Annotated in this window: 20 protein-coding genes; 6 read left to right on the forward strand and 14 right to left on the reverse strand. The window is 45.0% G+C overall.

Annotated features, from left to right (window positions below; translation table 11 throughout):
* Positions 1 to 98: 98 nt before the first annotated feature.
* The 4 genes from A9237_RS06405 (at position 99) to A9237_RS06420 (ending at position 4682) form a co-directional block, all read left to right on the forward strand.
* Positions 99 to 2051, forward strand: coding sequence for a PTS mannitol transporter subunit IICBA (locus A9237_RS06405; RefSeq protein ID WP_045416427.1), 1953 nt, complete (start codon positions 99 to 101; stop codon positions 2049 to 2051).
* Between the two features lie 113 nt (positions 2052 to 2164).
* A complete protein-coding gene (locus A9237_RS06410) occupies positions 2165 to 3313 on the forward strand; it encodes a mannitol-1-phosphate 5-dehydrogenase (RefSeq protein WP_078607868.1) in 1149 nt (382 codons plus the stop codon).
* An 85-nt stretch (positions 3314 to 3398) separates the two neighbouring features.
* Positions 3399 to 3929, forward strand: a complete 531-nt coding sequence (locus A9237_RS06415; RefSeq protein ID WP_005437418.1) for an MltR family transcriptional regulator — start codon at positions 3399 to 3401, stop codon at positions 3927 to 3929.
* Positions 3930 to 4037: 108 nt separating this feature from the next.
* A complete protein-coding gene (locus A9237_RS06420; protein ID WP_078607869.1) occupies positions 4038 to 4682 on the forward strand; it encodes an HAD family hydrolase in 645 nt (214 codons plus the stop codon).
* On the opposite strand, the gene A9237_RS06425 is transcribed toward A9237_RS06420, so the two are convergent.
* The 6 genes from A9237_RS06425 to A9237_RS06450 all read right to left on the reverse strand — a co-directional run bounded on the left by A9237_RS06425 (position 4636) and on the right by A9237_RS06450 (position 11363).
* The gene (locus A9237_RS06425; protein WP_078607870.1) at positions 4636 to 6030 is read right to left on the reverse strand and encodes a heavy metal sensor histidine kinase; all 1395 of its coding nucleotides are present in this window, start codon (positions 6028 to 6030) and stop codon (positions 4636 to 4638) included. The genes A9237_RS06420 and A9237_RS06425 overlap by 47 nt on opposite strands.
* The gene (locus A9237_RS06430; RefSeq protein ID WP_078607871.1) at positions 6023 to 6712 is read right to left on the reverse strand and encodes a heavy metal response regulator transcription factor; all 690 of its coding nucleotides are present in this window, start codon (positions 6710 to 6712) and stop codon (positions 6023 to 6025) included. The genes A9237_RS06425 and A9237_RS06430 overlap by 8 nt, the downstream gene beginning before the upstream one ends.
* A 94-nt stretch (positions 6713 to 6806) precedes the next feature.
* Positions 6807 to 7184, reverse strand: coding sequence for a DUF3316 domain-containing protein (locus tag A9237_RS06435; protein WP_009707777.1), 378 nt, complete (start codon positions 7182 to 7184; stop codon positions 6807 to 6809).
* A 131-nt stretch (positions 7185 to 7315) separates the two neighbouring features.
* Entirely contained in the window at positions 7316 to 8431 is a 1116-nt protein-coding gene (locus A9237_RS06440; RefSeq protein WP_078607872.1) for a DUF481 domain-containing protein, read from the reverse strand.
* 222 nt (positions 8432 to 8653) lie between these two features.
* Positions 8654 to 10486, reverse strand: coding sequence for a glutamine--fructose-6-phosphate transaminase (isomerizing) (gene glmS, locus A9237_RS06445; RefSeq protein WP_005437406.1), 1833 nt, complete (start codon positions 10484 to 10486; stop codon positions 8654 to 8656).
* A gap of 115 nt (positions 10487 to 10601) precedes the next feature.
* The gene (locus A9237_RS06450; RefSeq protein WP_005437403.1) at positions 10602 to 11363 is read right to left on the reverse strand and encodes a DeoR/GlpR family DNA-binding transcription regulator; all 762 of its coding nucleotides are present in this window, start codon (positions 11361 to 11363) and stop codon (positions 10602 to 10604) included.
* Between the two features lie 432 nt (positions 11364 to 11795).
* Between A9237_RS06450 and pykF the strand changes: the two genes are divergently transcribed.
* Both pykF and A9237_RS06460 read left to right on the forward strand, forming a co-directional pair.
* Complete coding sequence (gene pykF, locus A9237_RS06455; protein WP_078607873.1) at positions 11796 to 13208, forward strand: pyruvate kinase PykF; 1413 nt, start codon at positions 11796 to 11798, stop codon at positions 13206 to 13208.
* A 151-nt stretch (positions 13209 to 13359) separates the two neighbouring features.
* On the forward strand, positions 13360 to 14037 hold the full coding sequence (locus A9237_RS06460; protein ID WP_027726531.1) for a GntR family transcriptional regulator: 678 nt from the start codon (positions 13360 to 13362) through the stop codon (positions 14035 to 14037).
* A 92-nt stretch (positions 14038 to 14129) separates the two neighbouring features.
* On the opposite strand, the gene A9237_RS06465 is transcribed toward A9237_RS06460, so the two are convergent.
* The 8 genes from A9237_RS06465 to A9237_RS06495 form a co-directional block, all read right to left on the reverse strand.
* Positions 14130 to 16010 (reverse strand): sensor domain-containing diguanylate cyclase, encoded by a 1881-nt coding sequence (locus A9237_RS06465; RefSeq protein WP_032803104.1) that lies wholly within the window; start codon positions 16008 to 16010, stop codon positions 14130 to 14132.
* 112 nt (positions 16011 to 16122) lie between these two features.
* Complete coding sequence (gene ilvN, locus A9237_RS06470) at positions 16123 to 16617, reverse strand: acetolactate synthase small subunit (protein ID WP_009707783.1); 495 nt, start codon at positions 16615 to 16617, stop codon at positions 16123 to 16125.
* A 1-nt stretch (position 16618) separates the two neighbouring features.
* Positions 16619 to 18343: an acetolactate synthase 3 large subunit gene (locus tag A9237_RS06475; RefSeq protein ID WP_078607874.1), complete on the reverse strand. Its 1725-nt coding sequence runs from the start codon at positions 18341 to 18343 to the stop codon at positions 16619 to 16621.
* Positions 18344 to 18791: 448 nt separating this feature from the next.
* Positions 18792 to 20600, reverse strand: a complete 1809-nt coding sequence (locus A9237_RS06480) for an AMP-dependent synthetase/ligase (RefSeq protein WP_078607875.1) — start codon at positions 20598 to 20600, stop codon at positions 18792 to 18794.
* Between the two features lie 299 nt (positions 20601 to 20899).
* Entirely contained in the window at positions 20900 to 21859 is a 960-nt protein-coding gene (calR, locus tag A9237_RS06485) for a LysR family transcriptional regulator CalR (RefSeq protein WP_005437396.1), read from the reverse strand.
* 531 nt (positions 21860 to 22390) lie between these two features.
* Positions 22391 to 23437 (reverse strand): MJ1255/VC2487 family glycosyltransferase, encoded by a 1047-nt coding sequence (locus A9237_RS06490; RefSeq protein WP_153303206.1) that lies wholly within the window; start codon positions 23435 to 23437, stop codon positions 22391 to 22393.
* A gap of 3 nt (positions 23438 to 23440) precedes the next feature.
* Positions 23441 to 23989, reverse strand: a complete 549-nt coding sequence (locus tag A9237_RS27445; protein WP_153303207.1) for a phosphatase PAP2 family protein — start codon at positions 23987 to 23989, stop codon at positions 23441 to 23443.
* Positions 23990 to 24188: 199 nt separating this feature from the next.
* Positions 24189 to 24980, reverse strand: coding sequence for an SH3 domain-containing protein (locus A9237_RS06495; RefSeq protein WP_078607876.1), 792 nt, complete (start codon positions 24978 to 24980; stop codon positions 24189 to 24191).
* Positions 24981 to 25147: the final 167 nt, after the last annotated feature.

The following is a 25147-nucleotide window of genomic DNA, read 5'->3' on the forward strand; positions in this document are numbered from 1 at the left end:
GTGTGGTAAATTGATTGGGTACTAAGCAATCAAACAAACGGTTTTGGCGAACCGTTTACTACAACAAGATTCATCAGAACATCGAACGGGGAATTGTTATGATATCACCAGATGCCAAGATCAAGATACAAAATTTTGGTCGTTTTCTGTCAAACATGGTAATGCCAAACATCGGCGCGTTTATCGCGTGGGGCTTTATCACTGCTCTATTTATCCCAACTGGATGGCTACCAAACGAAACGTTAGCCTCTATGGTTGGCCCAATGATTACCTACTTGCTGCCACTACTTATCGGTTACACCGGTGGTAAATTAGTTGGTGGCGATCGTGGTGCGGTAGTCGGTGCAATCACAACAATGGGTGTGATTGTCGGCACAGACATCCCAATGTTTATGGGTGCAATGATGGTCGGCCCAATGGGCGGCTGGGCTATCAAGAAATTCGATAACTACATCGATGGTAAAGTAAAAAGTGGCTTCGAGATGTTGGTTAACAACTTCTCTGCGGGCATCATCGGCATGCTATGTGCGATCCTTGCTTTCATCTTTATCGGCCCATTCGTAAAAATTCTTTCTGGTGGCTTGGCGGCAGGCGTTAACTTCCTAGTTTCTGCTCACCTACTACCACTGACTTCAATCTTCGTTGAACCTGCGAAGATCCTGTTCCTAAACAACGCGATCAACCACGGTATCTTCTCTCCACTGGGTATCCAACAAGCGTCTGAGACAGGTCAATCGATCTTCTTCCTAATCGAAGCAAACCCAGGTCCTGGTCTAGGTATCCTGCTGGCTTACATGGTGTTTGGTAAAGGTACGGCTCGTCAAACTGCAGGTGGTGCATCAATCATCCACTTCTTCGGCGGTATCCACGAGATTTACTTCCCATACATCCTAATGAACCCTCGCCTAATCCTAGCGGCTATCGCAGGTGGTATGACTGGCGTATTCGTTCTAACTATCTTTAACGCAGGTATCGTTTCTCCAGCATCGCCAGGTTCAATCTTTGCAATCTTGTTGATGACTCAGAAAGGCTCAATCGTTGGTGTACTAGCGTCTATCGCTGCAGCAACAGGCGTGTCATTCGCCGTAGCAGCACTGCTAATGAAGACACAAACGTCAACAGAAGAAGACGGTGATGAAGCAGCACTAGAGAAAGCAACATCACAAATGAAAGACATGAAATCTGCATCTAAAAACGATGCGGTGGTAAACAGCCAAAGCAAAGGTGACGTAGACCTAGCGACAGTACAAAGCATCATTGTCGCTTGTGATGCGGGCATGGGCTCGAGTGCAATGGGCGCGAGCATGCTACGCAAAAAGGTTCAAGACGCAGGTCTGAACATCCACGTAACCAACCTTGCCATTAACAGCTTACCAGAGAGTGCAGATATCGTGATTACTCATAAAGACTTAACGGATCGTGCACGTAAGCATGCTCCAAACGCACACCACATTTCATTGACTAACTTCCTAGACAGCGAAATGTACAACCAGCTAGTCACCAAACTACTAGCAGCACAAAACCAATCCGCAGCCAATGACGACCAGATGGTAAAAGTGTCCGTCATGGCGGCGAACGACGACAGCTTTGAGCCACAACAGCCATCTGTATTCCAAATCCAGCGTGAGAACATTCACCTAGGTTTGAAAGCAGCCAACAAAGAAGAAGCCATTCGCTTTGCAGGCAACAAATTGGTTGAACTTGGCTACGCAGAACCAGAATACGTAGACGCGATGTTTGAACGTGAAGCGTTGGTTCCAACTTACCTAGGCGAATCTATCGCAGTACCTCACGGTACGGTAGAAGCGAAAGACCGCGTGAAGAAAACCGGCATTGTAATCTGCCAATACCCATCGGGTATCCAATTTACTGAAGACGACGATGATGTAGCGAAACTGGTTATCGGCATTGCCGCTAAGAACGATGAGCACATCCAGGTGATTACCACCATTACAAACGCGCTCGATGAGCCGGAGGCAATTGAGAAGCTAACTAGCACCAACGATGTGGAAGAGATTCTGAACATCCTTGGCGGCCAGCAAGCGGCTTAAACACTCCCTTTTATTTGCTCCTGAGCAAACCGAGGTCAGCTGTCACCCCTTATGCGGTTGGCCTCACCCTAAATTCGTTTAGTCAACATTTCAGACATTGGTAGGTAAGAATTATGAAAAACGCAGTTCATTTTGGCGCAGGTAACATTGGTCGTGGCTTCATCGGTAAACTATTAGCAGACGCAGAAGTCGAGGTGACATTTGCAGACGTTGATGCACCACTCGTCGATCAGCTGAGCCACAAGCAAGAATACAAAGTAAAAGTGGTGGGTACTGAATGCCAAATCGACACAGTAACTCACGTTACCGCGGTTAACTCAGCCAGTGAAGATGTCATCGACCGCATTGTAAAAACCGACTTGGTAACAACAGCAGTGGGCCCTAACGTACTGGACATCATTGCAAAAACCATCGCCACCGGCATTGCTAAACGCTTTGCAGCAGGTAACGATAAACCATTGAACATCATCGCGTGTGAAAACATGGTTCGTGGCACCACACACCTAAAAGGTGAGGTGTACAAACACTTAGATGAATCATTGCATTCAAAAGCAAACGAGTTGGTTGGCTTTGTCGATTCAGCGGTAGACCGCATCGTGCCACCAGCAGAAGCGGCGAACGATGACCCACTAGAAGTGACGGTAGAAAGCTTTAGCGAATGGATTGTGGATGAACAGCAATTCAAGGGCGAAATCCCTGATATCGCAGGCATGGAAAAAACCAACAACCTAATGGCATTTGTAGAACGCAAGCTGTTCACTCTCAATACAGGTCACTGCATTACCGCTTACCTAGGTTGCTTGAAAGGCCATCGCACCATTCGTGAAGCGATTGAAGACCCAAGCATTCATGCTGAAGTAAAACAGGCGATGCAAGAGAGTGGTGAAGTGCTGATCAAACGTTACGGTTTCGACCGTGACATGCACAATGCTTACATCGAGAAGATTCTAGGACGCTTTGCCAACCCATACTTAGTGGATGAGGTTGATCGCGTAGGTCGTCAACCAATTCGTAAATTAGGTGCAAACGATAGATTAGTGAAGCCTTTACTCGGTACAATTGAGTATGGCACTGAAAATAAAACACTTTTGAAAGGCATTGCCGCTGCGTTGAAGTACACTAACGACACTGACCCACAAGCCGTAGAGCTACAAAACTCATTAAAAGAAGTGGGTGTGAAGAAGACGCTAGCGACATACACAGGTCTTGCAGAAAACAGTGCTGAAGTGACTCAAATCGAGACACTTTACAACCAACTTTGATTTACCTAGGGGAGCTTGGCTCCCCTTCTATATCCATCTCCATTGAAGAGTTGGGATAGCTAATAATTAGAAATGTATTCAGTATATGGCAGATAACATCAACGAAACCGAGATCATTGAGCGATTAAACAGCGCACCATCGGTACGAGGCTTTTTCATTGCAGCAGTCGACGTTTTTAACGATTCGATCGACGGGTTAGTGCAACGAATTTTTCGTAAAGATAACTTCGCTGTTCAATCGGTTGTCGGTCCGCTGTTACAAGACTCGGGGCCGCTGGGCGATCTGTCTGTTCGTTTGAAGTTATTGTTTGGCTTGGGTGTGCTTCCCGATGATATTTACCACGACATCGAAGACATCATTAAGCTCAAAAACCATCTCAATAGCGACGCTTCTGACTACGAGTTCACGGACCCTAATATTCTAGATCCAATCAAAAAGCTGCATTTGGTGAAGAAGATGGGCATGGTGCAACTGGAAGTCAACGAACCAGATGACGACATCGACCTTGAGTTTTATCAGCTACAACTGCAACGTCAACAACAAATCATTAAGTCAGGGCTCTCGCTTGCGATTGTCGAGATCTGCAATGAACTCGGCAAAGAGAGCCCATTCTAACGCCACATTTTATACCCAAGCTACCTTCAAAAGGATTCGAGGTTGCTTAGGTATAACAAAATAACAATGTCAGCCGCTCTACACCCAAAAACGTAGGAGCCCTACCCAATGTTAAAAGCTGTACTTTTTGATATGGATGGACTGATTTTCGATACCGAATCCATCTACAAGCAAAGTTGGCAATACGCCGCTACCGAGCAAGGCTTAACCATCACCGATGATTTCTACCAACAGTTTATCGGTGTCCAAGACCCTGAATGTGAAAGAATACTCTCTGAGCATTTTCAAGACGCCATCGATATGCCGCGCTATACAGCTGTGCGAGATGAACACTTCCATAATCTAAGAAATCAAGGCATTGCGCTCAACCCCGGATTCGACGCACTGTTTTATGCCATCAAACAACATGGCTTATTAACCGCGATTGTCACTTCTTCTCACCTTCCAGAGGTGAAGCACAATTTCGCAGGCAGCAAGTACCTTGCACAGTTCGATTTAGTGATTACCGCCGAAGATGTAGAACGTGGCAAACCAAACCCTGATTGCTATCAAATGGCTTATCGCCACTTAGGTGTGGACGCCAAGCAGTGCTTAGTATTGGAAGATTCGAACAACGGCATCAAAGCCGCACTCGCTGCGAAATGCCAAGCTGTAATGATTCCGGATTTACTTCCACCTCTGCCAGAGCTCGAAGACAAAGTCATCATTAAAGCGTCTCTTGAGGAAGTGATTCCACTGCTGAGTCAGCTTTAGCCGCTGGTAGTATCAAACAAAACTGGGTTTGGCCATCTTCTGAAGTAACGCTAATGCTTCCATCATAGGCGTGAACAATCGACTGCGTGATCGACAAACCCAGCCCTGCTCCCACACTACCCGAGTGCTGACGAGACTTGTCGACCCGATAAAAGCGGTCAAACAAATACGGCAGATTTTGCTTGGGGATCGCCTCACCAACGTTGCTGACGGTTATCTTCACAAGTTCACCAACCTGCTCAATATCAACCGAAATCGTCGTCTCGTCATACGCATGGCGAATCGCATTGGACAATAAGTTACTGATTGCGCGCTCAAACATGTTTCGGTCCATATACAGCATCGCCTCACCTGAAGTGGTAATGGCCAGCGCTGAATCTTCCGCCAGTATTTCGAAGTACTCGATCAAATGAGCCACTTGCTCATGAGCCGCGAAGCGCTCGTTGTGTCGGTGAATCAGTTTGTTCTCTGCTTTGGCGATATACAGTAAGTCATTGATGGTTTTGGTTATCCGTTCAAGCTCTTCCAAAGTAGAAGCAATCGCTTCTTGATACTCCTCAGAACTGCGTGCAGCACCAAGGATTACTTGGTTTTGAGTGGTGATGTTAGTCAGCGGCGTTTTAAGCTCATGTGCAATATCAGAGGAGAACTCACTCAAACGATGAAAGCCGGTTTGTAATCGATCCAACATCGCATTGTGCTTTATCGCTAACTCTCTTAGCTCGATCGGCAACGTCTCAGGGTCAATACGAATATCTAATTGTTCAGGGGTAATATGTTGGATGTGTTTGTTTAAGGTAAGAATCGGCCTCAAACCTCGATTTACAATGGTTCGGCTATATAGAGCAGAAGCTAAAAACGCAAAGCCCAACGACCAGAATAGAATCCACCCCAGTTTATTGAGGAACAGTATATGGTGGTTAATGCTGGTGCCTATCACCACAGTGACATCTTTGGCTTTAAAGGCGAAGGCTCGAATATCCAAAGAATCTTCATGCCACTCAATTGCGTTGTTTTGATTCAAAATCTGCGGCGAACTCAGCGTGAGAGACAGTTTGTTAGGAATAGAAAGCGTTGAGTTTTTGTAGGTCTGTTCTCCCTCCTCAAACGCCCACATGTAAGCGGAGCTGTTGTCGATAAGCAGATAAGCCGACTCAGGAGAAACCATCATGGTCTTCTCTATCGCATTATATTTGCTGACCATTTCGTTATAGTCTTGAGTAAAGAAATGGCGCTCGATGGTGTAATAGAGAATAAAGGCTAAAGAGAGGTACACCACCAGCGTCGTGCCGACAAACATCAGCACGAGTTTGTTTTGCATAGACAGGTTGGCTGGGCGTTTAAACATTTGGTGCTTCCAGCTTATACCCCATCCCTCTAATGGTATGAATCAGAGGCGTTTCAAATGGCTTGTCGACTTTATTGCGCAGTCGTTTGATGGCGACATCAATCACGTTCGTATCGCTATCAAAGTTCATGTCCCACACCAATGACGCAATGGTGGTCCTTGATAACACTTGACCTTCTTTGCGCATCAAAAGCTCAAGCAGCGCGTACTCCTTTGCCGTTAGCGTAATACTTTGCCCGCCTCGCGTTGCCACTCGCTTCATCATGTCGAGCTCTAGATCAGCAATTTGCAGCGTCTGAGAGGAGGTCTGTACACGAGAAGAAGTATGATGACGAAAGACATTCTGGATACGTGCCAGCAACTCAGCAAACGCATAAGGTTTTACCACGTAGTCGTTGGCTCCTAACTCAAAGCCACGCACGCGATCTTCTATCTGTTCTTTGGCAGTGAGCATGATAACTGGGGTGTGAATGTCACTACTGCGCAGCGTGTTGAGCACTTGCCAACCGTCGAGTTTGGGCAGCATGATATCGAGAAGAATAAGATCATAAGGTTCACTGGTTGCGTGATATAAGCCATCGACACCGTCGCGAACCCAATCAACAACGTAGCCCGATTCCACCAGCCCTTTTTGCAAGTATTCCCCTGCTTTTACTTCATCTTCTACAATCAGTAGTTTCAATTTCAGCCCTCTATCTCAACGGGATATGCTCAGCATTGACGATCGCAAAAAGAGTACGACACAAATTGCATCATACTCTTTTCATTCAATGTTTTTATCGATTACTGTCGCGCTGTGCGTAGTTCACTTTCACGTTCACAGTACCCAGATATTCCAACTGTCCCTGTTCGTTCATGCGCTCTTGTACCGTAACAAAACCGCCGTCCTGCAGGTGCGTGCTGTTTCTCGCGACATCGAAAGTCACGATGTTCAACTCTTTATTAAGCTCATGAGACGACATGTCTTTTAAGGAGTTTAGTTCAGCTAACGCTTGTTGATAAGCCGCATCCGAGGTTGCCGTTGGCTCAACAGAAATGGTCTTCATTTCTTCACGGCTAATGTATTTTCCACCAGTGAAAGTCGGTTGAGCGAATGCTGATGCGCTAGTGATTGCCATTGTTGTTACAAGGAGAGCGGTTTTCAGTACTTTCATGTTGATGACCTTTGAGTGTGTTTGTTTTCAATGGCTTCATTATTCAACAACACACCTGACACCAACCTATCTCGAAGATGACATTTTTGTCATAAACCAAAATAGTGATTGATTAACTATAAATGCTCAAACTACAGCTCGTAAGTCAGACCAAAATGGAACTTATAGTCGTCTTTCTCTGGCACCACACCTTCCGCATCGGCTTTGGTATCCGAAACATGATCCCAAATCGCTTTAATGCTTAGATCAAGATCATCGACAAGATCGATATCAAAACCGAGCTCGTTGGTATGCCGAGTACCACCAGCATCGTTGCTCGCCCAGTTGAGGTTATAGGTATGACTGAAATCGATGTCATCGGTCAGTTCATACTCAAAGTTGGATTCGAAGGTTAAGGTGTTACTGGTCGCATCGCCAGATTCCCCTTCTTCTACCGTTTTAAAATCGGTGTACTGGTAACCGGGACCGATGGAGACATCCCATTCTGTCTGTGAATTAGCAATGATGAAATAACCCATCTGCATCGAGGCATTAACTTGATAATCAATGTTTTGGAACTCATCCCTGAGCAGCGAGAGCTTAAGTGGCCTAAAGAAGAGTCGGTTACTTAGGTAAATGTCGTAGGAGCCATCAAACGAACTGTTGTTCGCTGTGGTCTCATCATTGGTCTTGGAGTTTTCGTGTTTGGCTTTTAACTTGGTGCGCGAGCCAACGGTATTCCTTTCCGCTTCTACTTCACCAAGGAGTGAGAACTCATCAGTGTTGCCTTTGCTGATATCTAATCCCAAAAAGATCTCAGTCGTCCAGTGGTCTGAGTCTGTCTCTGAACCACGATAGATCGACACAACCTCTGTCACGGGGAATGCGATCTCTTCACCATTATTGCTGAGATATAACTTGTCTTCACGGATCGACAAATAGCCATCGTAGATATCGCCACTGGAAGTTCGGATGGTAAAGAAACTTGCTGTCTCTAGCACCGCAATATCTTCCAGTTCGATCTCTTGATCACCAAGATCATCACTATCGAATTCAACTTCTTGATCGAACGAGTTGGTTTCTTCCTTGATCGTGCCAGTCAGCTCCCCTTTGATCACTTCACCAGATTTGAGTTGTAACCAGTCATCGCTTTCATCGATGAACACTGTTTGGCTTTTGCGCTCTTCTGTTTGTGTTTCTTCCTCTGCCATCACTGATGGATGGTAAAGCGAGGACGCGATACATAAAGCCAAGAGTTTGATTTTCATAATGACCTTTTCAGTTCAATGGAAACCACATCCGTTGGGCTTACGATAGTGATGCTCACCGCTCGGCGTGTCAGAAAGTAAACAATTGAATGTCAACGTATTGCGCATCATAACCATGTCTACAGACATAAAAAAAGCGAAGTCATGTGACTTCGCTTTAGGTTCTCGCTACTTACATAGCGCAACATAAACAAGTGTAATCTTAATCACACCTTGCGTTGCTTACTCTACCGTTACCGCTTTCGCTAGGTTACGAGGTTGGTCTACGTCCGTACCTTTGATCAACGCTACGTAGTAAGACAGTAGCTGCATTGGGATGGTGTAGTAGATCGCCGCCGTGATTTCACTAACGTGTGGCATAGTGATGATCTTCATGGTCTCATCGCCTTCGAAACCTGCGTCAGCATCTGCGAATACGTAAAGCAGACCACCACGAGCACGTACTTCTTCAACGTTTGATTTCAGTTTCTCTAGAAGATCGTTGCTTGGTGCAACAACTACAACTGGCATATCTGCATCGATCAACGCTAGAGGACCGTGTTTCAGCTCACCCGCTGCGTACGCTTCTGCGTGAATGTAAGAGATCTCTTTCAGTTTTAGAGACGCTTCCATCGCGATTGGGTAGAACTCGCCACGACCTAGGAATAGAGTGTGGTGCTTATCAGCAAAGTCTGGTGCTAGTGCTTCGATTTCTTTTTCGAAAGACAGCGCTGCGTTGATTTGCTTCGGTAGAGCGTGAAGCGCTTCTACGATCTCTTTTTCTTTCTCTTTGCTGATGCGGTTTTGTTGCTTACCAAGAGCAGTTACCAGCATCAGTAGTGCTGAAAGCTGAGTCGTGAACGCTTTAGTTGATGCAACACCAATTTCCACACCAGCACGGGTCATAAATGCAAAGTCAGACTCACGAACCAAAGAAGAACCCGCTACGTTACAGATGGTCATTGCCGCCATGTAACCTTTCTCTTTTGCTAGGCGAAGTGCTGCTAGCGTATCGGCGGTTTCACCAGATTGAGAAAGCGTGATCAATAGGCTGTTTGGACGCGTCACAAACTTGCGGTAACGGAATTCAGAAGCGATTTCTACGTCACAGCTTACGCCAGCAATATCTTCGAACCAGTAACGTGCTGTCATACCTGCGTTGTAAGACGTACCACATGCAACGATCTGTACGTGCTCAACTTTGCTTAGGATTTCTGCCGCGTTTACACCGATTGCTTCAGTGACAACAGAATCAGCCGTGATACGACCTTCCATTGTGTTGATCAGCGCAGTTGGTTGCTCGTAAATTTCTTTCTGCATGAAGTGACGGTATTGGCCTTTATCGCCTGCGTCGTGTTCCGCGTTTGATTCTGTGATTTCACGTTCTACGCGCTCACCTGTTGCATCAAATACCGTCACATCACGACGAGTGATTTCTGCCACGTCACCTTCTTCTAGGTACATGAAACGACGTGTCACGTTAAGCAGCGCAAGTTGGTCAGAAGCAAGGAAGTTTTCCCCCACACCAAAACCAATGACGATTGGGCTGCCTGAGCGTGCTACGACGATGCGTGAAGGATCTTTACGATCCAGCGCTACCGTGCCGTATGCGCCATCCAGTTGTTTTGCTGTCTTCTGTACCGCCTCTAGTAGCGTTTCTGAAGTGCGAAGTTCCCACTCAACCATGTGAGCGATAACTTCAGTATCCGTTTGAGATTCAAATACGTAACCACGAGATTGAAGCAGTTCACGTAGCTCTTCGTGGTTTTCAATGATGCCATTGTGTACCACTGCGATGTCACCAGACATGTGTGGGTGTGCGTTCACTTCTGAAGGTTCACCGTGTGTTGCCCAACGAGTGTGCGCAATACCAGTACCACCGATCACCTTTGCTTCGTCTACTGCGTCTGCCAGCTCTTGTACCTTACCTAAACGACGAATACGCGTTAGGTTTGTCTCACCATCAACAATCGCAACGCCCGCAGAGTCGTAACCGCGGTATTCCAAGCGACGTAGGCCTTCAACTAAAATTTCTGCAACATCTCGTTGTGCTACTGCACCTACGATTCCACACATGTGTTTATCTCCGTTTGTAGTTTTGTTCTTCCCTGACCATGATTTCAAATAGAGGCAGCAAGCAAAGGCCTTTATCCAGAGGGAAGTGAAATATGAAACTGTTTACATTATTAGATTAGGCGCAAATGACTTTAACGCCATGTTGTTCAATCTGTATTTTGTGTTCTGGCTGTAACTCTGCATCAGTAACCAACACATTAATTTGGTCCCAAGCGAGTTCTAAGTTCGGGATCTTGCGCCCCACTTTCTCAGACTCGATCATGACGATGACTTCACGAGACACCTCCGCCATGACTTTACTTAAGCCAACCAATTCATTAAACGTTGTGGTTCCGCGCTCTAGATCGATACCATCGGCACCGATAAATAGCTGGTCAAAGTCGTAAGCTCTTAATACAGATTCGGCTACTTTGCCTTGGAAGGATTCTGAGTGCGTATCCCAGGTTCCACCTGTCATTAACAGGGTTGGTTCGCTCTCTAATTCGTTAAGTGCATTGGCGACATGCAACGAGTTGGTCATAACAACCAAGCCTCGTTTGTCGTTTAATTGCTGAATCAGCGCAGCCGTTGTACTGCCACTGTCGATCACAATTCGGTTATGTTCTCGGATCAGTGATGCCGCTGCTTTTGCCAGACTTAACTTTCGACTCGAAACATTCGGACTCATTTCTTCATGGATAACTTCCGTTGGAATCGCAATTGCACCACCGTAACGGCGCAAAAGTTGTCCGTTTTTCTCTAAAGAAGCTAAATCCTTTCTAATCGTGACCTCTGAGGTTTCAAATTTCTGTGCTAGCTCATCTACGCTAACTTCCCCAAGCTCATTTACTAGGTTAGAAATGGCGTGTCTTCTTAGTTGAGTGTTTCGTTTCGACATTTAAATTTTGATTTTAAGTTTCGGTTTGAAATTTATTATAGTCAAAACGAAACTTTTAAGTCCATTTATTTCGATCCAAAAAATTAATATTTCTCGATAAAACCTTGTCCTAAGACAATTCTTAAACAGTGATATTGGATTCATTCGGTGGTAGAATTCGCCACCGAAAAGAAAAAAAATTACAGAATTGACGGTTATTTTTTTGCAACTTTCTGCATATAAAGTGGGATTAGTCACAAAAAGGTAACCATAATCGCCGATCTTTTAGTCATAAAATGACTAAACTTGGTGAAAGACTTTCAGAATCTGAAGTTCCAATAATGTGGCGGAAAATCGGTGGGTGGCAGGCACTAAATGTCATCAAAGCGCCCTAACTTCAGAGTAAACAACCGACTTTCAAATTGTAACTATACTTACCGGAGAGTATCTTCCATGAAAAAGACCAAAATCGTATGTACGATTGGCCCTAAAACTGAATCTGTAGAGAAGCTAACTGAACTAGTAAACGCTGGCATGAACGTTATGCGTCTTAACTTCTCTCACGGTGACTACGCAGAGCACGGCACTCGTATCGCGAACTTCCGCCAAGTAATGGAAGCTACAGGCAAACAACTTGCAATCCTTCTAGACACTAAAGGTCCAGAAATCCGCACTATCAAACTAGAAGACGGCAACGACGTTGATCTAGTAGCTGGTCAAGAATTCACTTTCACAACTGACATCTCAGTTGTAGGTAACAAAGACAAAGTTGCAGTAACTTACGCTGGTTTTGCTAACGACCTAAACGTTGGTGACACTATCCTAGTAGACGACGGTCTAATCGAAATGGAAGTTCTTGCAACTTCTGAAACTGAAGTTAAGTGTAAAGTTCTTAACAACGGTGCTCTAGGCGAAAACAAAGGTGTTAACCTTCCTGGCGTTTCTGTAAACCTACCTGCACTATCTGAAAAAGATAAGAACGACCTTAAATTCGGTTGTGAGCAAGGCGTTGACTTCGTAGCTGCTTCTTTCATCCGTAAAGCTTCTGACGTTCAAGAAATCCGTGAAGTACTTGCTGCAAACGGCGGCGAGAACATCCACATCATCTCTAAGATCGAAAACCAAGAAGGTGTTGATAACTTCGACGAGATCCTAGAGCTTTCTGACGGCATCATGGTTGCTCGTGGTGACCTAGGTGTTGAAATCCCAGCTGAAGAAGTAATCTTCGCTCAGAAAATGATGATCGAGAAGTGTAACCGTGCACGTAAGATGGTTATCACCGCAACTCAAATGCTTGATTCTATGATCAACAACCCACGTCCTACTCGTGCGGAAGCAGGCGACGTTGCTAACGCGGTAATGGACGGTACTGACGCAGTAATGCTTTCTGGTGAAACTGCTAAAGGTAAGTACCCAGTTGAAGCGGTAACTATCATGGCTCAAATCGCGAACCGCACTGATTCAGCTCTAAAAGCTGAGCTAGGTTCTCGTCTAGACAGCCCACGTCTACGCATCACTGAAGCAGTATGTAAAGGCGCAGTAGACACAGCTGAGAAACTAGCTGCTCCACTTATCGTTGTTGCAACTGAAGGTGGTAAGTCTGCACGTTCAGTACGTAAGTACTTCCCAACTGCAAACATCCTAGCACTAACTACTAACACTAAGACTGCTGCACAGCTAGTTCTAACTAAAGGTGTTACTCCAGTAGTTGTTGACTCTATCGCGAACACAGACGCGTTCTACGTAGCAGGTAAAGAACTTGCTCTAGAATCTGGTCTAGGTAACAAAGGCGACATCGTTGTTATGGTTTCTGGTGCTCTAGTAGCTTCAGGTACAACGAACACTGCTTCTGTACACGTTCTATAAGACTGACGTATTCAATCATCAGTTCAATAAAAAAGAGGGCTTCGGCCCTCTTTTTTTATATATTTTATCTTGCCCTCATAATCAGTACGCTGTATTATCAACCACAACCGAACTACGTACTGTTTAGTTGTCGTCACGATAATAAAATTTCATGAGGTTGCTTGTGTCTAGTCCTACCCTAACCGATAAAGTTGCAAAAATGATCTGCCAGGACATCCTGACAGGTGCTCTAAAACCAGGCCAAAAGCTTGTGGTTGCTGACCTGAAAGAGAAATACAACGTTGGTGCATCACCTATCCGCGAAGCCCTTGTGCAACTGTCTTGGAGCAAGTATGTAAAGCTTGAGCCACAAAAAGGCTGTTGGGTTGCACCCGTGTGCAAAAAAGAGTTGAACGATCTATACGAAAGCCTTCGTGTGGTTTCTTCTGTATTGCTTAAGAAAGCAATCTTGGCGGGTGATGAAAGCTGGGAGTTGGATGTACTGACTTCTTACCACAAGCTATCTCGTCTGAACTTTGATGAAACTTTCTGCTGGCAAGAGTGGGAAGAGCGTCATCACCAGTTCCATGTTTCTCTGCTTGAAGGCGCGGATTCAAAGAACATGTTTGAGTTCTTTAGTGACCTGATTAACCAGATCAAGCGTTACCGTTACTTTGCAATGCAAACGTTAAACTCAGAACAAGACGCACTGTTCAACATTGATGAGCATGAGATGATCATGAAGCTTGTTCTTGCGAAGAACAGCGAAGAAGCAATGGACTTACTTGATAAACACTTGTTGAGCTCAATGCAACGCATCGAAACAGCGTTAGAGCTAGAAACCGCTTAATTCGGTTCAGCAGCGAATAGAAAAAAATCGGGGTTATCCCGATTTTTTGTTTTGTAGAAAAGCTTCTGCCTATCTGTTTACCACAACAGCTTCTAAGCAATGTCATCGAAACTGTGACAAATCGACACTCGGTTACGCCCTGCACTCTTTGATTCGTACAGGGCGATATCCGCACACTTATAGCTGCGTGTTCGGTCTCCAGTGAGATCACTGTAACCCACACTCACCGTCACTGCTTTTTCACTGTTTAACTCTACGGCAACTCGAAGTCGATTCAATACCACTTCCGCTTCTTGCGTCGTCGTATGTGGCATGATCACAGCAAATTCTTCTCCGCCGACACGAGCAACAAAGTCGGTATTTCTTACCCCATTCGACAACGTATCTGCCACACCACAAATCACTTTATCACCTTCATCATGGCCCATTTCGTCATTGATACGTTTGAAATGGTCGATATCAAACAGCGCAAGGCAAGTCGTTGGCGTATCCGGATAACGTTCAACCATGTTGGCATATTGCGCGAGCTGCTCTTCAAACTTACGACGATTCCATAAGCTGGTTAAGCCGTCTTTCTCACTCAAGTTACGCAGTTTCTCTTCTAGCTCTTTACGCTCAGAAATATCCACCAGCGAAGTAATGTAGTAGCTAACTTTGCCAGACTTCGCCATGATGGCCTGAATGCGCATGATAGCGGTGAACACGTGGTTGAGCTTAGTGCGACAACGTACTTCCCCTTCCCACACTTGCTCGATACCAAGCTTATTCCAAATCGCCAGAATCTCTTCGATGTCTTCAGGAATGAAGATTAGGTTGTGTGCATTCCAACCACGCAATCGCGAAGAGCTATAGCCCATCATGTTTTCAAACTCTTGGTTCACCATCATGATTCGATGTGACGTGTCCGAAATCATCACAGCCGTCATGCCATCCAATGCGGCGCGGGCAAGTTTAGATTCAATGCTATGACGACGATAATGCAGTGCCAGCGAAGTAATAGGCAGAGCAAACACCAACATTAAACTCAGCACGAAGAAGGCTTCTTGGACTAAGTCATCGATATCTCGGTCAGCTCGCTCCAACAATTGCTCTTGAGAGAGGTCAATGAGCAAGTGAAGAGGTTCACCCGGCACAAATTCAATCGTATTGAAGGCAATCAGGTGTTTACCATCATACTTATAGCCCATCTTCTGTGAGCCTATGTTTTGCCAGATATCAGGATGGAGCAAACCAAAGTTAAATCGAGCACGATCTGGGATAATATCGCCGTACAGCTTGTCGCTGTGAGAGCTTGCTGCGTAATAACCCGATTGGTTTATCAGCTCGATGTTGAAATCTCTGACTGGGGAATAATTCAAACGAGAAGAAAGGTATTTTACGTCGATATTGAGGATCAAATAGCCTTCACGAATGTCATTCATAGCCACTGGCATCATAATGCGAACAGAAGGACTGTACGGATAAACGAGATTACCGTTCTCTTGCTCGAGTTCAATTCCCCAAGAACCTATTTGGTCATTTTTTAAATTCTGAGCATATTGGAAATACTCGCGATCAGATTTGTCTTGCAGAGTACGAGCGGCAGCTGCAGTGCCAGTTTTGAAGTCGTAGTTGATTCTGACATTCTCTTGCCCATTGACGTTAAGGAAGCGAATCTGTCGATACCATTTCTGGTTAACCGCAACAGAACTCCACACCTCTTCTAAAATGGCGAGATTCTTGGGATTTGGGTGGCGCAGGTAGTCGTAAAGGCTTTGGCTATGGCCGAGCAGATCACTGATGGAAGATATTTGGTCTTGAACGTTATTGTATTCACGCTCTGAGTAAGCCAGTTGATGAAGGGCTTCTTTCGCCGTATTTTCTACATTAGCCGCTAACAGAGTCTGGTATTTCTGGTAGTAGTAGATAGAGATGAGCGCGCTAAAAAATAGCGTGGTTGCCAGCAAAGCGCTGACCAACTTCCTTACTTTCACGCGTTCTACTACCCAATTTGTTTACGAAAGCAGCAATTATATCATTAATTGTTATTTTCTAAACAAAAAGCCATCGATGAACGATGGCTTTTCTTAAATGCATTCAGTGTAATTACGGTTTGAGGCAACGCTCTCCGCGTGCCACACCGACCACACCACTTCGAGCGACTTCGACCACTTCGGTAACTTCAGAGATAGCTTGGATAAACGCATCCAGCTTTTCACTCGTACCTGCAAGTTGAACCGTATATTGAGCAGCCGTGACATCAACAATCTGGCCACGGAAGATATCCGCCGTGCGTTTTACTTCTGCACGCGCAAAACCGCTCGCTTTAACCTTCACCATCATCAACTCACGTTCGATGTGATCAAACTCTGTCACTTCTTGCACTTTAAGTACATCAATCAGTTTATGCAGTTGCTTTTGGATCTGCTCAAGCTGCATTTCATCCGAGTTCGTCGTGATGTTTAAGCGCGATAGCGTCTCATCATCGGTTGGTGAAACATTCAGAGACTCGATGTTGTAACCACGCTGAGAAAACAGACCAACAACTCGAGACAACGCACCAGGTTGGTTTTCCATTAACAAAGAAATAATGTGTCTCATATTAAGTACGCTCCGTTTTGCTTAGCCACATCTTGTCCATACCCTCGCCTTTGATCTGCATTGGGTATACGTGTTCGGTTTCGTCTACATTGATGTCAACAAACACCAGACGATCTTTCATGTCTAACGCTTTTTGTAGACCCGCTTCAAGCTGGTCTGGCGTTTCAATACGAATACCGACGTGACCATAAGCTTCTGCAATCGCTGCAAAATCAGGAACAGAACTCATGTATGAGTTAGAGTGACGGCCTTGGTAAATAATGTCTTGCCATTGTTTTACCATGCCTAGGAATCGGTTGTTCAAGTTGATGATCTTCACTGGAATGTCGTATTGCATTGCTGTCGACAGTTCTTGGATGTTCATCTGAATACTGCCGTCACCAGTTACAACCACCACTTCTTCTTCTGGCATCGCGAACTTCACGCCCATACCAGCAGGCAGACCAAAGCCCATCGTGCCTAGACCACCAGAGTTAATCCAACGGCGTGGCTTATTAAATGGGTAGTAAAGCGCAGCGAACATTTGATGCTGGCCTACATCCGACGCCACATAAGCATCACCGTTAGTCAGTTTATGCAGTGTCTCAATAACCTGTTGAGGCTTGATACGTTCAGGCGACGTTTCGTATGCAAGACAGTTACGTTCACGCCAAACTTGAATCTCATCCCACCATTGACCAATTGCTTCTTGGTCATTGTTGCTGCCCTGCTCGTTCAGCAAGCCAACCATGGTCGCTAGCACTTTATCGGCAGAACCTACAATAGGCAGATCCACTTTCACGTTTTTAGAGATTGAAGATGGATCGATGTCGATGTGCATGACTTTCGCGTTAGGACAGTACTTCTCAAGGTTGTTGGTTGTACGGTCATCAAAACGAACACCAATACCGAAGATAAGGTCAGCTTCATGCATTGCCATATTGGCTTCATATGTACCGTGCATCCCGAGCATACCTAGAGAGTTTTTGTGTGTGCCCGGGAATGCCCCCAAGCCCATCAAAGTGCTCACAACGGGTAGATTCAATTCGTCTGACAATGCTTGAATATGCTCGTGGGCACCAGAAATAACGGCACCGCCACCGATGTACAAAACAGGCTTCTTCGCCTCAAGCAAGGCTTTAAGTGCTTTCTTGATTTGGCCTTTGTGGCCAGACGTGGTTGGCTTGTAGGAACGCATGGAGATGCTTTCCGGATACTCGTAAGGGAGCTTGATTTGCGGGTTAAGGATATCCTTTGGCAAATCAATCACAACCGGACCTGGTCGGCCAGTCGTTGAGATATAAAACGCTTTTTTGATCGTCTCTGGAATGTCTTCCGCTTTCTTAACTAAGAAGCTGTGTTTCACCACTGGGCGAGATACACCCACGATGTCACACTCTTGGAATGCATCATTACCAATGAGATTGTTTGGTACGTTACCAGAGATAACGATCATTGGGATTGAGTCCATGTACGCCGTAGCAATACCTGTGATGGTGTTGGTTGCACCAGGACCCGAACATACTAGTACTACACCCGGCTTACCCGTTGCTCGAGCATAACCATCTGCCATATGCGTAGCAGCTTGCTCGTGTCTTACTAATACGTGTTTGATTTGGTCTGTTTTGGCGTGCAGGGCATCGTAGATATCTAAAACGGAACCACCTGGGTAACCAAAGATTTGTTCTACGCTCTCTTCGATCAGAGATTGCACAACCATCTCTGCGCCTGACAACATTGCTGTCATAATTGCTCTCCTTACCAGTTTTCCTCACCGTAAGGCCAACGGTTTGGTCTGGTTTTACATAGTCTAGGTCTTATTCGTAGCCTAATAGAAATACTTCCACTTTTTCAGCTATGTCTTGCGTCTGTCATAACAAAACGCAAGGTAACACAACAAATGTAACGTTTTATTATCAACGGGTCTAATGAGAGTTGAATCAAATTTTAAACAAGATGCTGTAAATCAGAACAAAGGTAGGGTTTGACGCTATCAAGCGCGTTCAATTTGGAATCAATAAAAGAAAGAAGAAGAAAATAAAGTGAATAATTTCACTCAAAATAGCCACTTCGAGTGATTATTTCTCTTTATCAAGGGGAAAGAAGTGTGAAAGACAGTCATAAAAAATCCCCAGCAGCACAATATTAGGCAACTGGGGATAATTTCATCAATCTGAAATCTAAGTCAGCTTAAGTTACTTTTTATCTGACTTTTCGTTGTACATTTCTTCGATTTCATCTTGGTATTTGTCATTAATGACTTTACGACGAAGTTTTTGCGTTGGGGTCAACTCACCATCATCCATCGAGAACGCTTTTGGTAACAGTTTGAATTTCTTAACTTGTTCAAACTTAGCCAGTTCTTTTTGCAGGTCATTAACGCGCTTTTCAAGCATCTCAACGATTTGGTGGTGTTTGATCAATTCCACACGATCGTGATACTTGATGTTCAGCTCTTTCGCGTACTCTTCTAGCGAGTCATAACACGGAACAATAAGCGCTGATACAAACTTACGAGTATCGGCAATAACCGCGATTTGCTCGATGAAATGGTCTTTACCGATCGCACCTTCGACAACTTGAGGCGCAATGTACTTACCGTTTGAGGTCTTCATCAGCTCTTTAATACGGTCAGTAATGAACAAGTTGCCATTTTCATCAATGTAACCGGCATCGCCCGTCTTCAAGAAGCCGTGCTCGTCGAATGTCTTCTCGGTTTCTTCTGGCATTTTGTAGTAGCCACGCATCACCATTGGGCCACGCACCAAGATCTCGTTGTTTTCGCCGATCTTAACTTGTGCACCTGGCATCGCCATACCGATAGAGCTTGGGTCAAAACACTGGTCATCCCAACAAGAAACCGTTGCCGTGGTCTCCGTCATGCCATAACCAAGCTTCACGTTGATGCCAATCGCATGAAAGAAACGACCAATGGTCTCATCCAACTTCGCACCACCACATGGCATGAAGTTAATGCGGCCACCCAGCAATGCACGTAGCTTGCTTAGAACCAGCTTATCCGCTAGAGCGTATGACTTACGCAGCATCAACGATGGTTTGCGACCTTCTTGATGACAAGCCGCCATCTTCGCGCCCATGTTAACGGCCCAAGTGAACATGATCTTACGATGAACAGGTGCTCGTGATACTTTCTCATGAATTGCTGAGAAGATTTTCTCGTAGAAACGAGGGACCGCACTCATGACCGTAGGGCGTACTTCGCTCAGAGCATCACGCACTTGCATGGTGTCTTGTAGATAGCAGTTCGTTGCGCCTTTGTAGAGCACGTAGAACGTCCAAGCACGCTCAAACACATGTGATAACGGAAGGAAACACAAAGACACGTCATCTTCAGTCAAACTTAAACGCTCATCGTGGCCTTCAAGCTGAGCCGAAATGTTCGCGTAATCCAACATAACGCCTTTTGGCTGCCCAGTTGTACCAGAGGTATAAATCAACGTGAGAAGGTCTTCTTCTTGCGCTTGATCTAAACGAGAAGTTAACTCGAGCTGCTGACTATCATCACCTTTGGCAATGAAATCATCCCACTTCATTGCAAACGCGTGTTCGCCGAGTTCAATGTCATCGGACATCGCAACGATCAGTTCTAGCTGCTGGCATTCGTCAAAAATGCTAACGGCTGCGTCAAATTGAGGTTGCTCACCGACAAACAGCACTTTTACGTCTGCATTATCGATGATGTAAGCAGACTGTGCTGCTGTATTGGTTGGGTAGATCGGAACGGTTACACCACGTAACTGCAACGCTGCAAAGTCAGCGATAGTCCACTGCGGCATGTTGTTTGAGAAAATACCGATCTTATCTTGAACGCCCAATCCTTGAGCCAAAAGTGCAAGCGACAAAGCATCCACTTGCTGACCAAATTGCTCCCAAGTAATACCTTGCCATGCGTCGCCTACTTTATGTTTAAGCGCAACACGAGTACCACCCTTCGCAATTTGTTCACGAATACGTTTAACGATATGAAAATCTAACTTGGCCATTCTTTACATTACCTTTTGGCTTACAGGCGTAAGCTATTTGAGCGCACAAGTGTAACCTCGACGCTTAAAAACGCAACTGACCATTATCAAACTTATCATTATTAAGAGAGCACTATCACTAATGAGAGCATAGCTCATGTTTAACTGATGAAGGTTTAATCAACTTAAGTCGCTGTTTCAGCTGTTATTTAGCGGATATAAAAAGACCCCGAGAGACGGCAATCTCTCGGGGCCAAGGAATTGTAAAAATTGATGATTACAAATCCAGTCTGACCAGTTAGTCAGGCTAAAAGTTAGGCTTATTTAAGCGCTACAACTTCACCACAAGTGATCATTAGTTGATCACGTAGCCAGATGTGGCCTTTGTCTTTCTCACTTGATTCGTGCCAGCTTAGGTAACCGCTGATTTCTTTGTTTTCAAATGGGAAATCTAGAATTTGTAGCTGATCGCTGTTTACTGCGTTTTCAGCCATCCAACGTGGTGCGATAGTCACAAGCTCAGACTGGCTTACTACGTATAGTAGGTTGCTTAGGCTTGAACCTTCGTATGCCGCTTGGCAATCAAGTTCACGGTAAGCTTGCTCAGAGAAGCTACGTTGACCATGTACACGTGATAGTTTCGCGTGTTTCTCGTTGATCAGTTGCTCTGCAGATACACCACCTTGGATGCGAGGGTGTGTCTTAGATGCAATCACAACTAGCTCATCTTTGAAGATTTCAGTGCTTGAGAAACCTTGGTCATCGAAACGAGCGTAGTCGATTACGAAGTCGATTTCTTGGTAGCGCATGCGCTCAGAAAGAAGACGATCAAATTCCGCATCTAGGTGAAGCTGTACGCTTGGCGCTTGCTCATTGACGTTAGCCATGATGCGAGGTGCAAAACGCATGTCACATGGGCTACAAATCGCTAGCTTAAATAGACGAGTTGAAGACTCAGGTTGGAATACTGAGCTTGGTAGTTCGTTGCGAATAAGCTGTAGTGCTTGGCGGATTGGGCCAAACAGTTGACGAGCGCGTTGAGTTGGTTGAATACCACGACCCTGACGCATGAATAGCTCATCATTAAACATTACTTTTAGGCGAGCAACCGCGTTACTTACCGCTGGTTGAGACATGCCCAGGTTGTGTGCTGCACGAGTGATATTTTGCTCTTGCATCACAGCATCAAATACAGTCAATAGGTTTAAATCTACACCACGCAATGTGCTTTCCATACGGTAGCTAGCAATTGCGCTCATCGCGTCTTTTTTATCTAACATGGAGTGCGCCTCTTATGTAATCGTCAACTTGGTTCAATGAATTCTTAACGAATAGAATCCCTTTGCGCACAAACGACCGTGGCTGGATTCAAATCATTTTTGAAGGAATAGAAAACCGAATTTGTATTATATTTATCGTCCGGATGTTTCCGGCTTGAACTGTACTATCAACTAATCAATCAAGGTTTCGCAACTAGATTGATATTTAATCATTAAATTTTAGCCAATTAGGTATTTAATCGATATTTATCATAATGTTAAGAAAAACATAAAAAAGTATAAAACAACTAAATCAGAGATTTCTGACAACCTATTTAGCACGTTAATGACAATCTACAGGGGTTATACAATCCATTTGCGGGAATTATTGTTTCCATTTCACTTCAAAAACCAGCATCAATAGTTCCGTTCACAAAACACACAAATCAGTTAAAGAGGCAGCAAAATCGCAGTGAATAGAAATGATTTTGAGGGCATAAAAATGCAGCCAATCAGGTCATGAATGACTGCAAGATAAATATGGGGTGAGAGTTAAATATTGGCTACATAACTTGGAAAATCCACTTGTTCCCAAAGTTGTTCAGAAAGCTTCTCCGGCGCGTCCCATGCACCCTGTAATACCCAACTTGCGATGGCTTTGGCTACATCTGGATACTTTACGCTTTCGGCGTGTTGCTCCTTCAACCATTGACGTACGATCGAAATATCCAGATTATCCATAGAAGTCGCCAAGCCAAGATCTTCTAACGTAGCGACATTACTCTGTTGCTCAAATTGTCCAGCAAGTGGTTTAAGCAGTAACTTCTTACCAAGCGACAGAGCCTCTGAAGGGAGTTCAAACCCACCGTTGGCAATCACACCACTACAACGCTGCAAATGATATTGGAAATTGGTGTGACACAACGGACGCAATTCAATGTTTTCGATACGCTCACACTCAATCACGTTTGGGTGGTAGCAGACGAAAGATTGTTGATTAAGATGAAACAGCAAATCACTGATGTCTTCAATGGACTCAAACGGCAGGTACACCAGAACAAAATCTTCACTGCCTGAGGCATGGTCAAGTGTATGAACAATAGGAGGAAGGATGGGCTGATCAAAGTGGTACCAATGCAAGCCTAGGTGATGTCGCGAAGGAGCAAAGTGTTCAATCACCGATTTATCAAACCAACTCGCTCCTTTCAATGGAACCGGATAGCGAAATGCATTTTGATGACTGATACCAATACAAGGTTTGTTTTGCTTACGAGCCGCCCAAGCCGAAACGGGTTCAAAGTCATTGATAACTAAATCATAAGAAGAAAGATCAAGCTGCTTCACTTCTTTGAAAAACTGAATGAGATTATTGTTCAAAGCGGTTTTGGTGTAGTTCACCGATCCTTTTTCCGTCACAAAGGTGAACCCGCGACGCGTTTGGTAGTCCCCAAATGCTTCCATAGAAAAGTACTTTTCTGGCTCACGTCCTGAAAAAAGAAAATCGACCTGCACATCGTGCTCTTTGAATGCTTGACTCATCGCTCTTGCCCGAGCGATGTGACCATTCCCCGTACCTTGAACACCGTAAAGGATTTTCATCCACTAGCCTCCTACTATAGCAATTGCTAAAGAACCACAAAGGCTACCCAACAAGGCGCCAATAATGATGTCCGTAAAGAAATGCACGCCGAGTAAAATTCGTGACGTGCCAATTAAGCTCGCCCATACAAAGGCGAAAGTTCCAAGCTCTGGGTAAAAGTGATTGATGATGGTCGCCATAACAAAACCGGCAGCGGTGTGACCAGAGGGTAAGCTATAGCGATCAGACGGCGTGATAAATGCAGGTAGAAGTGCACTCAATTCCTCAGGACGACGACGCTTAAAACTGTTTTTAAGCATCCAATAGATCGGCAGTTCAAACGCAAATGCGGTAAGCCCTGCGAGCAAAAACCATTGCCCATGCTGCTTATCGAGGAACCAGGCCAGTAAACCTAACACCAAGTAAAGGTGCCCATCCCCACTGTGGGAAACGCCTTTACTGATATTTGCGACTTGTTGGTTAAAGCGGTGCTGTAAGCACACACTAGAAAACGCCAAATCAAATTTAGCGATGCTTGCCATTGGCTGTGAAATTGTCTCTAAAGATCGCATGTGACTTCCCTATACTTTGACAACGCCCTTGTATGAAAAGTAGGCGCAGAAAGTGACAGCTACATGACGAGAATTTGGACAATTAATGACACGTGATGGCTTAGGAGAAAGAGAGAAATAAACAATGATTAGACGGTACTAAAAAGCTCGGTGATAAATACATTATCAACCGAGCTTTATCATTGAGAGGGGTGGTGACTTAAGATTGGTTCGAGCTCGCCATCGGAACATCGATATACCAGACTTTTCTTTTTTTACGGCACGCTCTGAGTGAGCCCGCAGTTATATGACCGTCTTTCGTCAGCTCATAACTCAAATCACGGCAAGTGTAGTTACCGAACAGCTCACTTTCGGCCGGCTCTACTGGCGCAGGCTCATCACCACATAACAAAGGGTTTGGCTTAATAGAGAGAATATCGTGATTGACCTCGTTGATACGCGCATAGTCCTTATGAACATAACCTCGAACCATGCCCTTTTGCTCGACTAACAGCCAAGGCTCACCCTCAACTTTTGCAATCGCATTAAACTCTTCATCCTTATTTAGCTCCCCAAGCTTTTCTCCGTCTAAGCTTGGCTTTGAGCGTAAATTCAGGTTGGCTTTAGAGCGGTATGACACATCCATAAACTCTAGTGTTTTGGAAGTGTCCACTCCGTCGACGATTGGGCGACTTACTTCCGCCTCTTTCCATTGGTTAGGCTGAACTCGAATCTTCCACCATGAATATGTATCGGGGTCTTTGCCTTTGAACTTGTTACGGTTGTCAGACTCCAACGCCACCAGCATCTGATTCAGAAATGAAGCTCGCCCATCTTCACTCAGGTACTGATCCATCTGTTGATTGATCACCATAACGCTTTCAGCATGATCATTCATCATCACAGAAGAAACCGTATGGGGCTGAGAACCAAACTGCAACAGTTGGCACCCAGATAAAGAAACCACAGCGATTGCCAGCGCAGAACGTCCAAATTGTTTTGCTAAATCCATTAATCCCTGACCTATTTACTTTGAAACTCTATAAATGCATCCGCTCTACTATAAAACGCTCTGATGGAATTATGCCAACCAATTGACCCCTTTGTGTGATACCTCGCAAAGCGTGCGGTATAAAAAGTCATCTCACCCATGTTCCGCTTTCTTGTTCACCCAAGAAA

It is taken from the genome of Vibrio owensii, from assembly GCF_002021755.1.
Taxonomy (GTDB): domain Bacteria; phylum Pseudomonadota; class Gammaproteobacteria; order Enterobacterales; family Vibrionaceae; genus Vibrio; species Vibrio owensii.

What these genes read in the sequence shown, in the direction of transcription:
- A9237_RS06405 (WP_045416427.1), top strand. Translation starts at nt 99, where the DNA reads ATGATATCACCAGATGCCAAGATCAAGATACAAAATTTTGGTCGTTTT.
- A9237_RS06460 (WP_027726531.1), top strand. Translation starts at nt 13,360, where the DNA reads ATGAGGTTGCTTGTGTCTAGTCCTACCCTAACCGATAAAGTTGCAAAA.
- A9237_RS27445 (WP_153303207.1), bottom strand. Translation starts at nt 23,989, where the DNA reads ATGCGATCTTTAGAGACAATTTCACAGCCAATGGCAAGCATCGCTAAA.
- A9237_RS06475 (WP_078607874.1), bottom strand. Translation starts at nt 18,343, where the DNA reads ATGACAGCAATGTTGTCAGGCGCAGAGATGGTTGTGCAATCTCTGATC.
- A9237_RS06410 (WP_078607868.1), top strand. Translation starts at nt 2,165, where the DNA reads ATGAAAAACGCAGTTCATTTTGGCGCAGGTAACATTGGTCGTGGCTTC.
- pykF (WP_078607873.1), top strand. Translation starts at nt 11,796, where the DNA reads ATGAAAAAGACCAAAATCGTATGTACGATTGGCCCTAAAACTGAATCT.
- A9237_RS06425 (WP_078607870.1), bottom strand. Translation starts at nt 6,030, where the DNA reads ATGTTTAAACGCCCAGCCAACCTGTCTATGCAAAACAAACTCGTGCTG.
- A9237_RS06440 (WP_078607872.1), bottom strand. Translation starts at nt 8,431, where the DNA reads ATGAAAATCAAACTCTTGGCTTTATGTATCGCGTCCTCGCTTTACCAT.
- A9237_RS06495 (WP_078607876.1), bottom strand. Translation starts at nt 24,980, where the DNA reads ATGGATTTAGCAAAACAATTTGGACGTTCTGCGCTGGCAATCGCTGTG.
- A9237_RS06490 (WP_153303206.1), bottom strand. Translation starts at nt 23,437, where the DNA reads ATGAAAATCCTTTACGGTGTTCAAGGTACGGGGAATGGTCACATCGCT.
- calR (WP_005437396.1), bottom strand. Translation starts at nt 21,859, where the DNA reads ATGTTAGATAAAAAAGACGCGATGAGCGCAATTGCTAGCTACCGTATG.
- A9237_RS06480 (WP_078607875.1), bottom strand. Translation starts at nt 20,600, where the DNA reads ATGGCCAAGTTAGATTTTCATATCGTTAAACGTATTCGTGAACAAATT.
- A9237_RS06450 (WP_005437403.1), bottom strand. Translation starts at nt 11,363, where the DNA reads ATGTCGAAACGAAACACTCAACTAAGAAGACACGCCATTTCTAACCTA.
- A9237_RS06435 (WP_009707777.1), bottom strand. Translation starts at nt 7,184, where the DNA reads ATGAAAGTACTGAAAACCGCTCTCCTTGTAACAACAATGGCAATCACT.
- A9237_RS06420 (WP_078607869.1), top strand. Translation starts at nt 4,038, where the DNA reads ATGTTAAAAGCTGTACTTTTTGATATGGATGGACTGATTTTCGATACC.
- glmS (WP_005437406.1), bottom strand. Translation starts at nt 10,486, where the DNA reads ATGTGTGGAATCGTAGGTGCAGTAGCACAACGAGATGTTGCAGAAATT.
- A9237_RS06415 (WP_005437418.1), top strand. Translation starts at nt 3,399, where the DNA reads ATGGCAGATAACATCAACGAAACCGAGATCATTGAGCGATTAAACAGC.
- ilvN (WP_009707783.1), bottom strand. Translation starts at nt 16,617, where the DNA reads ATGAGACACATTATTTCTTTGTTAATGGAAAACCAACCTGGTGCGTTG.